The sequence below is a fragment of the Ruminococcus sp. FMBCY1 genome (assembly GCF_023921805.1).
GTDB lineage: Bacteria > Bacillota > Clostridia > Oscillospirales > Acutalibacteraceae > Ruminococcoides > Ruminococcoides intestinale_A.
This window is the reverse complement of record NZ_CP074197.1, coordinates 1,053,580-1,067,408: the sequence shown is the minus strand read 5'-3', so window position 1 is coordinate 1,067,408 and position 13,829 is coordinate 1,053,580. Positions and strand designations below refer to the sequence as shown.

Here is a 13,829-nt window from a genome sequence, read left to right as displayed (position 1 = left end):
TTATGAAAAGGAAATTTATCAGGGTATTGTCGGTGCTTTGCACGCTTGTTGTGCTTGCCTGTGTATTTGCACCAACAGCAGGAGCTGCTTCGTTTACAAACAGCGTTGCAACAAAATCGGAGTCAATCTTACTTGTAAATACGGATACAGGTCAGACTGTTTATGAAAAAGAGGCTGATACCAAGCGCTATCCGGCATCTACCACAAAGATTATGACTTACATAGTTGTTATTGAAAATGTGGACGATATTGAAAATACAAGGGTAACTATCAAAAAAGATGTTCTTGACAAGCTAAATGGTACGGGAAGTTCTGTTGCCAACCTTGAGGCTCATATCGGAAAAACAATGTCTGTTAAAGATTTACTTTACAGTATGATGGTTCCGTCCGGCAACGACGCCGCAATGACTCTTGCTGATTATGTAGGCGGCGGAAGTATTGACAAATTTGTTGATATGATGAACGATAAGGCAAAAGAGCTTGGCTTAAAGAATACACACTTTAAAAACCCCGACGGCTTGCACGATGAAGACCACTACACAACAGCAAGAGATATGTATACTATGGCTTCATATGCATTAAAACTCCCTTATTTTGAAGAAATTACAAATACAACCGAGTATTATTGTGAGGGCGATGACGAACCGCTTACCACAACAAACTACCTTATCGACCAGTGGCGTGGCGGAGATTATTACTATATGTACGCAAAGGGTATAAAGACAGGTACTACAGACCAGGCGGGCAGATGTCTTGTTACATCCGCATCGGCAGACGGATATTCGTACTTGCTTGTACTTTTAAAAGCTCCTTATAAAGAGGGTGTTGAGGAAGAGTATTATACCTTTACAGATGCCGCCGACCTTTTTCGCTGGGCGCTTACAAGTCTTGAACTTAATACCGTAGCATCAACAAAAACTCCTATTTGTGAGCAAAAAGTTAAACTTTCGTGGGGTAAAGATTCTGTTCTCCTCGTTCCCGAAAAGAACTTCAGTGCTATTGTTCCATCGGACTATGAGGAAAAATGGATTACCATAGAAACCAATGTTCCGGACGAAGTTGACGCACCGCTTGATACAAATACGGTTGTAGGCACAGCTACTATTTATTACCAGGACGATAAAATGACTGAAAAACAGGAACTTGCTACAGTTAATCTTGTGCCGAGTGAAAAGGTAGAACTCAGCGGATTCCTTTATGTAATGAATGTAATCGGCACAATTATGAAATCTTATTGGTTCTTGGTAGCAGTCGGAGTTATTGTAATAATTCTTGTAATTTACTATATTACCTCTAAAATCAACCGCAAAAAAGCCAAAGCAGCCAAAAAGGTAAAGCATTACCGCAATCTTTAATTTTTAAACTAAGCCACCGCAAAGCTAAGCGGTGGCTTTTGTAATGCCTATAAATAAGATTTAAGCTCTCCTATGTTTTCTTCTTCGGTATCCAGCATCTTTTTGGCGAGCATCGTTATATGCGGGTCACTGCCGTCGTATTCACGCATATGTCTTGCCATTTTGTTTACGCCCATTGTGTTGCCTTTAATCATCATTTCCGCAATGTGCGAGACTGATGAATCACGCTTTAAATCACGGTTTGCGGCATAGCTTGTCATTGCCTTTGTCATCGGACTGACATGGTGTACATCCGCACCTCGCCTTTTAAGCATTGTATTTGCGCAATGGTATAACTTGCTGTATTTTATAAGCTGTTCGCAAAGTACACCGTCAACTTTGTTGTCCTTTAATTGCTTGCGAACAGCAGAAATACCGTTGCAGCCCATCTCGGCATTTTGCAGAACATAATTAAGCATTTCACTATCGTTAATCACAAAAATCACCTCTGAAAATATTATTATTCAACATTTGGAAAATATACATCTTGCAAGAGGCTTTGATTTGTGGTTTAATATAAATGGTGATATTAATGGTTAATTCAGAATTAAAAACTTTTACACTTCCATTTCCAAACGAAAGAGGAGAGCGTAAAATTTGGGTATATATTCCAAGTCATAGCGAAGATGAAAAATTACCTGTAATTTATATGACTGACGGACAAAATTTATTTGATGAGGAAAGCACGCCGTACGGCTGTTGGAATGTTATTCCTGCCGTAGAAAAAGAGCAGAAAGATACAGGATTTTCTGCCGTTATTGTCGGCATTGACAACGGCAATGTTTATCGTGACAGCGAGCTTACCCCGAAGTGTATCGGAGAAATTCAGCACAGAGAATATTTCAACGATATTTTCACTCCCGAGGGAGAGGTGTTCGACAGCTTTCTTATGGATACGGTTATTCCGTATGTTGAAAATAATTTTCCTGTAAAGAAAAATAAAGAAAGCGTTTCGGTATGCGGAAGTTCATCGGGCGGTTTGCAGGCTTTCTTTGAGGGAATGGAGCACAGCGACAAGTTTGGATTTGTAGGAGCATTGTCGCCTGCATTTGCAGTTTATACGGAAGACGATTGGAGAGCATATTTGCTTTCAAAAGTGAACGGTAATATGCCGTATATTTATATGTATTGCGGAAATGCAGATCCACTTGAAGAAATCTTGATGCAGAGCACGGAAATGATGTACGACCTTTTACCGGAGGTCGGTTATCCGTACGATATGTTCAACGAAGTTTTGCTTTTTGAAAATGCACATAATGAAAAAGCATGGAGAGAAATTTTCCCTGATTTTCTGCACACATTTCTTGATCAAGCAAGGTAAAAAAGCTGTGGAAATCTTGAAAATTTATATCGGTAAGTTTAAATAAGCGATAAAAGCAACAAAAAACGCTCTGCCTTTAAGACAGAGCGTAAATGCCGATATGTAACTATTAAAGAATAACCTCGCCGTCAACAGTACCGCTAAGACCTGCTGCGTTTGATTCATCGGTATCAATGTGCATTGCAGGAGCATAGCTTGGGCTTACTCTTACAACAACATCACCGAATGTTGTTGCTCTGCCTGTGTTTTCGCCAACCTTAACAGAAACAATCTGCTTATCGGTTACGCCAAATTCAGCGGCAGCTTCCGGAGTAAGGTGAATATGTCTTTTAGCAGCGATTACACCGCACTCAATTTCACACTCACCGACAGGACCTACAAGTTTGCAGCCCGGTGTACCTGCAATATCACCTGATTCACGAACAGGAGCGGCAATTCCGAGTTTTCTTGCATCTGTAAGAGCAACCTCAACCTGTGTAGCGCTTCTTTCAGGGCCAAGAATTGACATCATCATTTCACCCTTAGGGCCAACAACCTTAACCTTTTCCGCACAGGCAAACTGACCGGGCTGAGAAAGATCTTTCTTTTTAGTGAGAGTTGCGTCTGCACCGAAAAGTGTTGCGAAAACTTCCTTTGTCACATGGATGTGACGAGCAGAGGTTTCTACCATAATTTTCATATTTTTTACCACCAATCATAAATAAATACAGCCAATGGCTTTGAATATATTTTACTACTAAATTATTTAAATTTCAACACATTTACGCTAATGTATTTAATTTTCGGACATATTTAGCGGTGAATTTTTAGTTTGGAGATTTTAATTTTTAAAAATAAGGAATGATAAGAAAATGTATAGAACATGGGAAGAATTATACAGCGAGTGCAAAGCGTGCCAAAAGTGTGAACTTTGCAAAACACGCACAAATGTAGTTGTGGGCGTGGGAAATCCGAATGCCGATATTATGTTTATAGGCGAGGGCCCGGGAGAGAACGAGGACTTACAAGGTGAACCTTTTGTGGGCAGAGCAGGCAAACTGCTTGACAAGATGCTTGCTGCGGTTGACCTCGACAGAAACGAGAATATTTACATTGCAAATATTGTAAAATGCAGACCGCCGCAAAATCGTGATCCTAAACCCGAGGAACAGGAAATGTGCATTGGTTGGCTGCGCTCACAGGTAAAACTGATTAACCCTAAAATAATAGTTTGTCTTGGAAGAATTGCAGCGGCAAAACTTATTAAGCCTGACATAAAGATTACCAAAGAACACGGAATGTGGTTTAAAAAAGGTAATTTTGAAATGATGGCTATGCTGCATCCTGCCGCTGTTTTAAGAGATCCACGCAAAAAGCCCGAGGCTTTTGACGATTTTTTAAAATTGCGTGACAGACTTGAAGAATTAAATAAAGGAGACGTTTAAAATGAATGAAACAGTAAACCTGATGATTACAAGAAGAAGCGTAAGAAAATTTAAATCTGATATGATTCCAAAAGAAATTATAGATGAAATCATTACAGCCGGTACATATGCGGCATCAGGCAGAAACAGTCAGTCACCTATCATTATTGCCGTTACTAATAAAGAATTAAGAGATAAAATTTCAAAAATTAATGCGGAGATTATGGGTAAACCCGACGGTTTTGACCCGTTCTACAATGCGCCCGTAATGCTCATAGTTCTTGCGGATAAAAGTGTACCTACTTATCTTTATGACGGTTCGCTTGTAATGGGCAATCTTATGCTTGCCGCACACGGACTCGGTATAGGCAGTTGTTGGATTCACCGTGCCAAAGAATTTTTTGAAAGGGAAGAGGGAAAAGATTTGCTCAAATCGCTTGGCATAGAGGGCGATTATGAGGGTATCGGCAACTGTGCGCTCGGTTATGTTGACGGTAATTATCCCACAGAGCTTCCACGCAAAGAAAACAGAGTTTTTTATGTAGATTAAGAGGTAAGTTCTATGATTATTCTTGCATCGGCATCTCCCCGCAGACATGAGCTTTTAAAGCTGATTACCGAAAATTTTATTGTGATACCGTCCGATATAGACGAAGGTGTGCCAAATAATATTGAAACCGAAAAAAGTCCCGAATACCTTGCTGTGAAAAAGGCAAAGCATATATATGAAAACGGACATAAAAATGATGTTGTAATCGGTTGTGATACAGGAGTTTTTATTGACGGTAAAATGCTTGGCAAGCCTAAAAACAAAGAGGATGCAAAGCAAATGCTGACTGAACTTTCGGGCAGAAAGCACAAGGTAATTACAGGCTGTTGTATTTGCGGCAACAGTAAAGTAAACAGCTTTTCACAAGTTACAGAGGTTGAGTTTTACGAACTTACCGAAGAAGAAATCGAAAGCTATATTGCCACAGGAGAGCCGATGGACAAGGCAGGCTCATACGGAATACAGGGCAAAGGCTCATTGCTTGTGAAAGGCATTGTCGGCGATTATTTTAATGTGGTAGGTTTGCCTGTTGCAAGGCTCAATAAAGAATTAAAGGGATAGGATAAAATGAATATTGAATTTAAAAGAGTAACAAAAAAACTTCCCGAATATAAGCAAATCAAACAGTTGTATTTTTCGGCTTTTCCGTCTGAAGAAAGAGCACCGTTTTATTTGATGATAAAACGAACCAAAAGAGAAGATGTCGATTTTCTCGCAATTTATTGTGAGAAAAAATGGGTCGGAATGATTTATATAATTAATTATCTTGACCTTTCGTATGTTTTCTACTTTGCTCTTGATGACAGTCAAAGAGGGCAAGGAATAGGCTCTGCCGTGCTCCGAGAGATTCATAAACTTTACAGTGGCAGAAGATTTTTTCTTGCACTTGAACAGCTTGACAAAAATGCGGATAATTACGCTCAGCGTGTAAGCAGGAGTAAATTTTATCAGAAAAACGGACTCCAAAAACTCTGTATTTCTATTAAAGAGGGCAATGTTATGTATGACGCTATGGGCTTTGGCGGAGAAGTAAAGCCTGAAGAATACAGAGAAATGATGAAAAATTATACAGGCTTTTTCTTCTCAAAGCTGTATAAGACAGAAATGTATGAAAACTGATATAAATTACGGTTTAGCGGAGTGTCGGTCGGGGATTGAAATTTAGCTAACGCTAAATTATCCTCCCAAAAACAAAAAAGTTTACTCAATTTTTTCAAAAATTGCGGGTTTGGGCAGCATCCATAAAAATCTTCCGATATAACAATTTATCAGGCGCAAACAGCTATGCTGCTTGCGTGCTAAAACTAAGTTTGCTAAAACAGGCGGTAGCCTTTTATAAAAGAAATAATTAACTTTTCATTATATATCGAATGGCTTTTCTTGTTGCTGTCGCATTTATAGGTTAAGCCGTTGAACTTAAGCCGCCAAACAGCAAGCTGTTTGGCTATCGTTAGTTTGCATAAACGGAAAATATTTGTGGGCTTTGCCCACACCCACGACCTTTGAAAAGGTCGACCAAACTTTTATAATTGCTTGATAAAGCAATCAGCTAAACCATAAATTACTTCAACTTTTGATAAAGATTTCTTACAAAAAGCAAAAAAGCTATCACAAATCAATGTGATAGCTTTTTCAGCATTAATATTCAGTTGTTGGCAAGTGCTCTTTCGAGCCAGATGTCAGCAATATCCATTGCAACAAAAAGTCCGTGCTTTTCGCTTGATTTTACAAGCTGCTTTCTTGGTGAAAGGTCAGGGTCAGTGGCAAGTAACTGAACAGTAACTTTATCCGCAACCTGAAGTCCGTTTACCTCGTTTTTGCTTTTTACCTGAAGTCTGATAACATATGGTTCAGACATATTGCCGTAATAAATCTCATCGCCACACCTTACGAGCGGTCTGCCTTTATAGGTGGAAAATTCCTGAGCTGTTTTTTTAGCTTCTGCCACGAAGCATCAGTCCTTTCTAAACATTAAGGTAAGATTTTACGAGTGCTTCAAGTAAGTCGTCACGGTCAATTTTACTGATAATGTTGCGTGCGTTGTTGTAAGTTGTTATATATGTGGGATCCTCACTAAGAATATAGCCTACTATTTGGTTTATTGGGTTATAGCCCTTTTGTCTGAGAGCATCATAAACGATGGTAAGACTTCTTTTAATAGCATCGTCCCGTTCCTCACCAAGTGAGAAAATCATAGTCTTATCCAACATACCGAAACACCTCCTGTAAATTATTCTTTTTATATTATATACTAAATCAGTTAATTTTTCAAGCCCGTTTTCGTGAATTTTATGTGAATTGTTTAAATTTGCTATTTTATTGGTTTTTATAAATCAAAAAGCCTCCCAATTCAGGAAGGCTGTAGATTGTGCCACAAATATGTAGCACATAATCAGACATTAAGTCCGAAAGAAATAGAAATTGCGTCATTTATTTCGCTCATATAGTTTTGGTCAACCGAGCCCATTTTTTCTTTGAGTCGTTTTTTATCTATGGTGCGGACTTGTTCAAGCAAAACAACGCTGTCTTTGGCAAGTCCCGAAGAATCTGCATTGAGCGGAATGTGTGTGGGCAGATTTGCCTTTGACTGCTGACTTGTGATTGCCGCAGCTATAACGGTAGGACTGAATCGGTTTCCCACATCGTTCTGAACTATAAGTACGGGTCTTATTCCGCCTTGTTCAGAGCCTATCACCGGACTTAAATCTGCATAAAAAATATCCCCTCGTTTGATATTCAAGACTTTCACGCTCCAAATAATTAGATTACTGATATTTTTCCCTTTCCAAAAGTTTTTATACAGCTACTATATAATATTTTTGGGCGTAAAAATTGTGAAGGCTTTTAGTTTTCATTTTATTAACCAAGCTCGTATTGATTGCTGAAATCAATACGAAAATTTTTAGAATTTATTTGCGCAGATAATATATATCCGTTTTTATCTACGGAATATGTGCATTTGCCCTTTGAAGTTTCCAGTATATATGTATCGTATTCATTATTTTTTTGATAAAGAATTTCTCTCCCGTCACAAATCTCTGTTGCAACACAATGTATAAGTTGCAACAGATTGTCATTTGGCAAATATGCCTCGTCTGCAGTACTTGTTAAGTCATCTATTTCAATGGATATTTCACCTCCGTCATTGCCGATTTTTAACCCGTCAACAGTTTGCGGTTTGTTAAAAACAAGTTCGGTTTGACCGTCATTTGCCGTTATACTTCCTCCTGCCGAAAAATCTCCTTTGCTTGCCGTAAAATCGGCATTAAAATTTGTAATTATACTTTTTTTAACTTCATTACTTTGGCAAGCAGAAAAAATTATTGCCATTAAGAAGAATAATACAAAAAGCCTTAGTTTTTTCATATTACGCCACTCTCCTGTCTTTGCTTAATTATATGTAAAAAGCAAGGCAAAAATTATTTATACAAAAAATAAATGGCAACATAAATAACTTTAATTATCTATGTTGCCAATATTTAATTTGCTTTTGAATTGTCAATTAAAACAATCCATTTACCGTTTCTTTTTCCGCTTTCACGCTTTATAAAGCCTTTTTCCTGTAAAAGTACGGTTTTCCTTTTTATAGAGCGTTCTGATTTTCCTACCTTAACTGCTAAATCCTTTTGAGTGATTTGCGGATTTTCTTTTAACGCTTTTATGATTGATAAATCTTCAAGAGATAATTCCAAAGTGCCATTTTCTTTTCCAAAAGTGTCATTTTGGCACTTTGAAATTTCATATGTGGCACTTTGAATTTACATTAGTTTCAAATAAGCTGTTGGAATCATATCTATCATATCGGTTGGCAGCATTGATATTTTACCGAGTTTTTCTGCGGCAAGGTCGCCGATTGTGCCGTGAAGAAATACTCCTGCCGCTGCTGCATTGATAGGGGATGCACCTTGAGCAAGCAGTGAGCCGATTATTCCTGACAAGACATCACCGCTGCCTCCGGTTGCCATTCCCGAATTGCCTGTGTGATTAATATAAACTTCACCGTCAGGTGATGCTATTATTGTTCCCGCACCTTTTAAAACAGTTACTACACCGAATTTTTTTGCAAAATCAATCGCAGTATTTTCTCTGTTTGAATTAACCGTCTTTGGAGTTGAATGTAAAAGTCTTGCCATTTCGCCGGGATGAGGTGTAATAATGGCAGGCGCTTTTAAATTTTTAAGAATTTCCGGTTTATTGCAAATGCAGTTCAATGCGTCGGCATCAATCACAAGCGGCTTTTCGCAATTTGTAATTACAGATTGTACTAAATTTTTTGTGTCATCACAAACCGAAAGTCCGCAGCCTATTACTACGGCAGAAGATTTTTCGCACATTTCAAGCAAAAAATCGGTGTTTTTACTTGAAATTACACCGTTTGAAGTTTCTTCAAGCGGATAATATACGCTTTCAAGAATATTTGTTGCACAGACAGGATAAATGCTTTTCGGTACGGCAATTTTTAATAAACCGATTCCGCATCTTAAGGCTGCCTTACCTGCCATAATTGCAGCGCCTGCCATTCCGTAACTGCCGCAAATGCACAGTAAACTGCCGAGAGTACCTTTATTGGAGTCATCGGGACGGTTAAAAACAGCCTTGTTAAAAAGCAATCTATCTGTTTCTTTCATAATTTAGCCTCTTTTGTAAAAAATCTTGAGTACAATGTCTTTCTTAAGATGACCTTTCATTGCATTGAGAATTTTCTCGTTAGGCGCAAATACAAGCAAAGTTTTGCCGTATGCCGCAGAATTAAAAACAGCATAATAGTTGTTTTCGTCATTAATATCGGCACAAGCCTCAATGCGCTTAGCAAATCGCATTGTATCAATTACTTTTTCATCTTTGTCAAGAATTTCAATGTCGCTTATCTGCAGTTTGCACATTGTTTTTCTTTTTCTTAGAGCAATAATCTTTGAAACCTCAATAATTCCGCCTGAAACCGAATATTCATATTCTACACGCTGAATACTGAAAACATACCAAACTATGTATATTCCTATAAGGAAAATAAAAAACGCCACATAGATAAGGTAAGCAAGGTGGAGCGGATATGCAAGCGCAATGCAAAGGGCGGGAATTGTTATAAGCAATGCTACCGATAAAATTTTAATGATAAGCTGTTTTGGCTTTTTAACTCTTTTTACAAGCTGTTCGTTAAATATTTCCAATTTTTTTACTCCTTTTTTAAGTAGATTAATAGTATAATAACATAATAAGCGTTTTTTTTCAATAAAACTATTGCAAAATCAAAAAGAAAATGATATTATACTAATGATAACACGCTGACGAAGAGAGTAGCGTTTTTTATGCCGAAAAGAGAGCGATGTCAAGGCTGAAAGCATTGTGCGGCGGAAATTGCGTGAAGTTCACTTCCGAGTGGTGAGACTGAAATAACAGTAGGTTTCAACGGCTGACTCCGTTACAGGTCGGGAAGTGTTTGCTTCTTTAAGCAAAAATCAGGGTGGTACCACGGATATTATTCGTCCCTGCGTAAGTGATTACGCAGGGATTTTTATTTTTACGGAGGTATGTATGAACGAGAAAATCATAAGCCTTATGGGCGAAATCAACGCCAAGGTTTCAGAAATTTCCGATCTTGTCGAGCTTGACAAGATCAGAGTTGCTTATCTTGGTAAAAAGGGCAGTATTACTGCACTTTTAAAGGGTATGAAAGATCTTTCTCCGGATGAGAAAAAGGCTTTTGGCTCTGAAGTAAACCAGCTTAAGGCTATGGCGAGCGAAAAAATTGAGCAGAAAATCGAAGAACTTAAGAAGAAAGAGGTAGAAAGAGAAATCGCCTCTATGCGTCCTTTTGATATTACTGCTCCGTCAAATATTGTAAAAGGCTCATATCATCCAATCACACTTGTACAAAGACAGTGTGAGGCTATTTTTAAATCAATGGGCTTTACTGTAGAAGATTATTCTGAAATTGTAACCGATTACGAATGTTTTGAGTCACTTAACATTCCTAAGCATCACCCTGCAAGAGATATGCAGGATACTTATTATCTTGATAACGGTCAGCTTTTGAAGTCACAGACTTCTGCCGCACAGAACGCCATTCTTAAAAAATACGGTAAAAACCTTATTGAAAACGGTGTGCCGATTAAGGCAATTTTCCCGGGCAGATGTTTCAGAAATGAGGCAACCGACGCTTGTCACGAAAACACATTCTTCCAGATGGAGGGTGTAATGGTTGACAAAAATATTTCAATTTCAAACCTTATCTTCTTTATGAAAACTATGCTTTCGGAAGTTTTCCAAAAAGATATTAATGTACGATTAAGACCCGGATTTTTCCCATTCGTTGAACCGGGATTTGAGCTTGATATCAGTTGTCTTATCTGCGGTGGCGAGGGTTGTCCTTCATGTAAGCACAGCGGTTGGCTTGAGCTTTGCCCATGCGGTATGATTCATCCGAATGTACTTCGTGAGGGCGGTATTGACCCGGACGAATACACAGGCTTTGCATTTGGTCTTGGTCTTACAAGACTTGCAATGATGAAGTACGGCATTAAAGACATCAGAGATTTGAACAGTGGCAGCTTAAAGGCATTGTCACAGTTTACAGACGATAAGTAAGGGGGAGAATAGTAATGTTTTTATCAATGAACTGGATTTCAGACTTTGTTGATTTATCGGGACTTGACAAGGTTGAGCTTATACATCAGTTTTCTCTCTCTACAGCCGAGGTGGAAAACGAAATTTTCTTCAAGGGTTCAGAATTAAGCGGTGTTGTTGTAGCTGAAATTAAATCAATTGAAAATCACCCTGATTCTAAGAAACTGCACTTACTCAAGGTTGACGCAGGTGAAAGCGAACTTGTTGATGTAGTTTGCGGTGCACCAAATGTAAGAGTAGGTATGAAAACCGCTTTCGCAAAGGTTGGCGCTAAACTCGGTGAAATTACCATTGCACCTCGTCCGCTCGCAGGTCATACTTCATATGGTATGTGCTGCAGTGAAGCGGAAATCGGAATCAGTGACGATAATTCGGGTATTATGGACATCACAGATGATGTTGCAAACGGTACAGATATTAAAGAAGTTTACCAAATTGACGATATAGTTTTTGAAGTTGACAATAAGTCACTTACAAACCGTCCTGACCTTTGGGGACATTACGGTATTGCAAGAGAGTTTGCCGCACTTTCGGGCAGAGCATTAAAGCCGCTTGAGGTTGAAGATCTTACTCAGTACAATGAGCTTGCAAAGGTTGATATGAAGATTGAAGATCCGCTCTGTCAGCGTTACAGCTGTTTGCAGGTTGAGAACATCAAGAGAAATGTAAGCCCCGTAAATATGAGAATCAGACTTTATTACTGCGGTCTTCGCGGTATTAATTTCCTTGCTGACCTTACAAACTATCTTATGCTCGAAATGGGTCAGCCAATGCACGCTTTTGACTCAAGAAAAGTAGAGAAAATTCGTATTAAGCGTTTTGACAAGCCTTTTGTATTCCGTACACTTGACGGTGTGGACAGAAACATTGACGAAAATACACTTATGATTTGTAACGATAATACTCCTGTTGCAATCGCAGGTATTATGGGAGGTCTTGATTCGGAAATTGTTGACGATACAACAACTCTTACACTTGAGTCTGCTACATTCAATGCAGTATCGGTTCGTAAGTCAACAGTAAGACTTGCTCACAGAACAGACGCATCTATTCGCTACGAAAAGTGTCTTGACCCTGAAATGACAACTGTTGCAATCGCAAGATTTGTTAAACTTTTAAAGACATATGACAGCGATATTAAGGTGGTTTCAAGCCTTACAGACGAGTATGCTTTCCACTATGAAAAGATTACTCTTGAATTTGACAAGGCATTTGTTGACCGCTATACAGGTATTGAAATCAGCAAAGAAAGAATCGTAAAAACTCTTGAAAGCCTCGGATTCGGTGTGCAGCTTGCAGGTGATGATTTCACAGTAACCGTTCCGTCATGGAGAGCTACAAAGGATGTTACAATCAAGGCTGACATCATTGAGGAAATCACAAGAATTTACGGTTATGATAACTTTGCCGTCCATACAACCCGTTCACCTCTTTATCCTGTAAGAACAGGCGAGTTAAAGAGTAATGAAGATAAAATAAAGGATATTCTTGTTCAGAGATATAATCTTCATGAAGTCCATTCATATGTATGGGCATATAATGACGAGCTTAAAGCACTTGGCATTGAAGTTGAAAACAATGTTAAGCTTGCAAACGCTACTAACCCTAACATTGAAACAATCAGAAATTCAATCATTCCTACCCAGCTTTGTCAGGTTAAGTCGAATACTTCATATTCAAATGATTTCGGTATTTTTGAAATTGGCAGAGTTGTAAAAGGCCTTGACGAAAACAACCTTTGCATTGAGCAGAAAAAACTTGCAATCACACTTTTCAGCAAAGTTAAGGATATTAAAACACTTTACTTTGAGCTTAGAGATATGCTTGTTGTACTTTCAGAGGACATTAAGCACAAATCGCTTGGCTTTAAGAAAGCAGAGCCGACACACAGCTATGAACACCCTGTGAACCTCTACACAATTATGATTGACAATGAGGAAATCGGTACAATCGGTATTGTTCACCCGACTGTGGGCAAAAAGCTTGACAAGAAAGCAAGCGTGGTATTTGCTGAGGTTGATATGAATGCATTTACCGATGCGCAGACCGCTCCGATCGTTTACGATGAGCCGTCAAAATTCCCGCCGATTGATTATGATATCAGTGTAGTTGTTCCTGAAAAACTTTTCTTTGAGGATCTAAGCAAGTGCTGGATCGGAAAGGGCGAGGGTATCTTAAAGGGTACAAAAATTGTTGATACCTACGATACAGACACAGTACATAGTATCACAATCAGATTTGAATTTTCATCAGCCGAGAGAACTCTCTCATCAGCAGAGGTTCAGACTGTAATGGACGAAATCATTGCAGAACTTGCAAAAATCGGTGCAAATTTAAGATAATAAATTAAAACAACCGACCGTAATTAAATTTTACGGTCGGTTTTGCTGTATTGTTATATTGACAGTAAAAGAAATGATTTTAAAATAAAATATATGAAAAATTTACATATTATAAAAAGAAAACTACCGCAAACAATACTATTGCGGAAGGAAATCAAGAGGTTGAACCTGACGCTTAAAATATAAAATTAACTA

Annotated in this window: 17 protein-coding genes and 1 other annotated feature; of the genes, 8 read left to right on the top strand and 9 right to left on the bottom strand. The window is 38.4% G+C overall.

Annotated features, from left to right (window positions below; all coding sequences use genetic code 11):
- Window positions 1-2 precede the first annotated feature (2 nt).
- Window positions 3-1,355 (top strand): D-alanyl-D-alanine carboxypeptidase family protein, encoded by a 1,353-nt coding sequence (locus KGF34_RS05170; RefSeq protein WP_252560114.1) that lies wholly within the window; start codon window positions 3-5, stop codon window positions 1,353-1,355.
- Window positions 1,356-1,402: 47 nt separating this feature from the next.
- Here the strand turns inward: KGF34_RS05170 and KGF34_RS05165 are convergent, their stop codons facing one another.
- Entirely contained in the window at window positions 1,403-1,831 is a 429-nt protein-coding gene (locus KGF34_RS05165) for a hypothetical protein (protein WP_252560113.1), read from the bottom strand.
- Between the two features lie 95 nt (window positions 1,832-1,926).
- Between KGF34_RS05165 and KGF34_RS05160 the strand changes: the two genes are divergently transcribed.
- On the top strand, window positions 1,927-2,715 hold the full coding sequence (locus tag KGF34_RS05160) for an alpha/beta hydrolase-fold protein (RefSeq protein WP_252560106.1): 789 nt from the start codon (window positions 1,927-1,929) through the stop codon (window positions 2,713-2,715).
- A 109-nt stretch (window positions 2,716-2,824) separates the two neighbouring features.
- Here KGF34_RS05160 and KGF34_RS05155 read toward each other — a convergent pair whose 3' ends face one another.
- Entirely contained in the window at window positions 2,825-3,394 is a 570-nt protein-coding gene (locus KGF34_RS05155; RefSeq protein WP_022233983.1) for a phosphate propanoyltransferase, read from the bottom strand.
- Window positions 3,395-3,566: 172 nt separating this feature from the next.
- On the opposite strand from KGF34_RS05155, the gene KGF34_RS05150 reads away from it, so the two are divergent.
- Genes KGF34_RS05150 through KGF34_RS05135 form a run of 4 tightly spaced genes read left to right on the top strand, consistent with a single transcriptional unit; the run spans window position 3,567 to window position 5,787 of the window.
- The gene (locus tag KGF34_RS05150; protein ID WP_022233982.1) at window positions 3,567-4,139 is read left to right on the top strand and encodes a uracil-DNA glycosylase; all 573 of its coding nucleotides are present in this window, start codon (window positions 3,567-3,569) and stop codon (window positions 4,137-4,139) included.
- 1 nt (window position 4,140) lies between these two features.
- Window positions 4,141-4,668 carry a nitroreductase gene (locus tag KGF34_RS05145; RefSeq protein WP_195411173.1) on the top strand — a complete coding sequence of 176 codons (528 nt, stop codon included), beginning with the start codon at window positions 4,141-4,143 and terminating at the stop codon, window positions 4,666-4,668.
- A gap of 12 nt (window positions 4,669-4,680) precedes the next feature.
- A complete protein-coding gene (locus KGF34_RS05140; protein ID WP_252560100.1) occupies window positions 4,681-5,229 on the top strand; it encodes a Maf family protein in 549 nt (182 codons plus the stop codon).
- Between the two features lie 6 nt (window positions 5,230-5,235).
- Complete coding sequence (locus KGF34_RS05135) at window positions 5,236-5,787, top strand: GNAT family N-acetyltransferase (RefSeq protein ID WP_252560099.1); 552 nt, start codon at window positions 5,236-5,238, stop codon at window positions 5,785-5,787.
- Between the two features lie 526 nt (window positions 5,788-6,313).
- On the opposite strand, the gene KGF34_RS05130 is transcribed toward KGF34_RS05135, so the two are convergent.
- The 7 genes from KGF34_RS05130 to KGF34_RS05100 all read right to left on the bottom strand — a co-directional run bounded on the left by KGF34_RS05130 (window position 6,314) and on the right by KGF34_RS05100 (window position 9,836).
- Entirely contained in the window at window positions 6,314-6,616 is a 303-nt protein-coding gene (locus KGF34_RS05130; protein ID WP_252560098.1) for a hypothetical protein, read from the bottom strand.
- A gap of 16 nt (window positions 6,617-6,632) precedes the next feature.
- Window positions 6,633-6,878, bottom strand: a complete 246-nt coding sequence (locus KGF34_RS05125) for an IreB family regulatory phosphoprotein (RefSeq protein ID WP_022233976.1) — start codon at window positions 6,876-6,878, stop codon at window positions 6,633-6,635.
- Between the two features lie 182 nt (window positions 6,879-7,060).
- The gene (locus tag KGF34_RS05120) at window positions 7,061-7,408 is read right to left on the bottom strand and encodes a type II toxin-antitoxin system PemK/MazF family toxin (protein ID WP_022233975.1); all 348 of its coding nucleotides are present in this window, start codon (window positions 7,406-7,408) and stop codon (window positions 7,061-7,063) included.
- A gap of 119 nt (window positions 7,409-7,527) precedes the next feature.
- The gene (locus tag KGF34_RS05115) at window positions 7,528-8,034 is read right to left on the bottom strand and encodes a hypothetical protein (protein WP_252560097.1); all 507 of its coding nucleotides are present in this window, start codon (window positions 8,032-8,034) and stop codon (window positions 7,528-7,530) included.
- A 113-nt stretch (window positions 8,035-8,147) separates the two neighbouring features.
- Window positions 8,148-8,360, bottom strand: coding sequence for an Lrp/AsnC family transcriptional regulator (locus KGF34_RS05110; RefSeq protein ID WP_252560096.1), 213 nt, complete (start codon window positions 8,358-8,360; stop codon window positions 8,148-8,150).
- A gap of 66 nt (window positions 8,361-8,426) precedes the next feature.
- Window positions 8,427-9,296 (bottom strand): NAD(P)H-hydrate dehydratase, encoded by an 870-nt coding sequence (locus KGF34_RS05105; protein WP_252560095.1) that lies wholly within the window; start codon window positions 9,294-9,296, stop codon window positions 8,427-8,429.
- Between the two features lie 3 nt (window positions 9,297-9,299).
- Window positions 9,300-9,836 (bottom strand): hypothetical protein, encoded by a 537-nt coding sequence (locus KGF34_RS05100; protein WP_252560089.1) that lies wholly within the window; start codon window positions 9,834-9,836, stop codon window positions 9,300-9,302.
- Window positions 9,837-9,941: 105 nt separating this feature from the next.
- Window positions 9,942-10,159: a binding site (T-box leader), on the top strand.
- A 41-nt stretch (window positions 10,160-10,200) separates the two neighbouring features.
- On the opposite strand from KGF34_RS05100, the gene pheS reads away from it, so the two are divergent.
- Window positions 10,201-11,253 (top strand): phenylalanine--tRNA ligase subunit alpha, encoded by a 1,053-nt coding sequence (gene pheS, locus KGF34_RS05095; RefSeq protein WP_022233971.1) that lies wholly within the window; start codon window positions 10,201-10,203, stop codon window positions 11,251-11,253.
- A 14-nt stretch (window positions 11,254-11,267) separates the two neighbouring features.
- Window positions 11,268-13,634 (top strand): phenylalanine--tRNA ligase subunit beta, encoded by a 2,367-nt coding sequence (gene pheT, locus KGF34_RS05090; RefSeq protein WP_252560087.1) that lies wholly within the window; start codon window positions 11,268-11,270, stop codon window positions 13,632-13,634.
- The last annotated feature ends 195 nt before the right edge of the window (window positions 13,635-13,829 follow it).

Bases quoted from the DNA above. Each gene is read 5' to 3' on its own strand.
- KGF34_RS05170 (WP_252560114.1), top strand. From the start codon at position 3: ATGAAAAGGAAATTTATCAGGGTATTGTCGGTGCTTTGCACGCTTGTT.
- KGF34_RS05160 (WP_252560106.1), top strand. From the start codon at position 1,927: ATGGTTAATTCAGAATTAAAAACTTTTACACTTCCATTTCCAAACGAA.
- KGF34_RS05155 (WP_022233983.1), bottom strand. From the start codon at position 3,394: ATGAAAATTATGGTAGAAACCTCTGCTCGTCACATCCATGTGACAAAG.
- KGF34_RS05150 (WP_022233982.1), top strand. From the start codon at position 3,567: ATGTATAGAACATGGGAAGAATTATACAGCGAGTGCAAAGCGTGCCAA.
- KGF34_RS05145 (WP_195411173.1), top strand. From the start codon at position 4,141: ATGAATGAAACAGTAAACCTGATGATTACAAGAAGAAGCGTAAGAAAA.
- KGF34_RS05140 (WP_252560100.1), top strand. From the start codon at position 4,681: ATGATTATTCTTGCATCGGCATCTCCCCGCAGACATGAGCTTTTAAAG.
- KGF34_RS05135 (WP_252560099.1), top strand. From the start codon at position 5,236: ATGAATATTGAATTTAAAAGAGTAACAAAAAAACTTCCCGAATATAAG.
- KGF34_RS05125 (WP_022233976.1), bottom strand. From the start codon at position 6,878: ATGTTGGATAAGACTATGATTTTCTCACTTGGTGAGGAACGGGACGAT.
- KGF34_RS05115 (WP_252560097.1), bottom strand. From the start codon at position 8,034: ATGAAAAAACTAAGGCTTTTTGTATTATTCTTCTTAATGGCAATAATT.
- KGF34_RS05105 (WP_252560095.1), bottom strand. From the start codon at position 9,296: ATGAAAGAAACAGATAGATTGCTTTTTAACAAGGCTGTTTTTAACCGT.
- pheS (WP_022233971.1), top strand. From the start codon at position 10,201: ATGAACGAGAAAATCATAAGCCTTATGGGCGAAATCAACGCCAAGGTT.
- pheT (WP_252560087.1), top strand. From the start codon at position 11,268: ATGTTTTTATCAATGAACTGGATTTCAGACTTTGTTGATTTATCGGGA.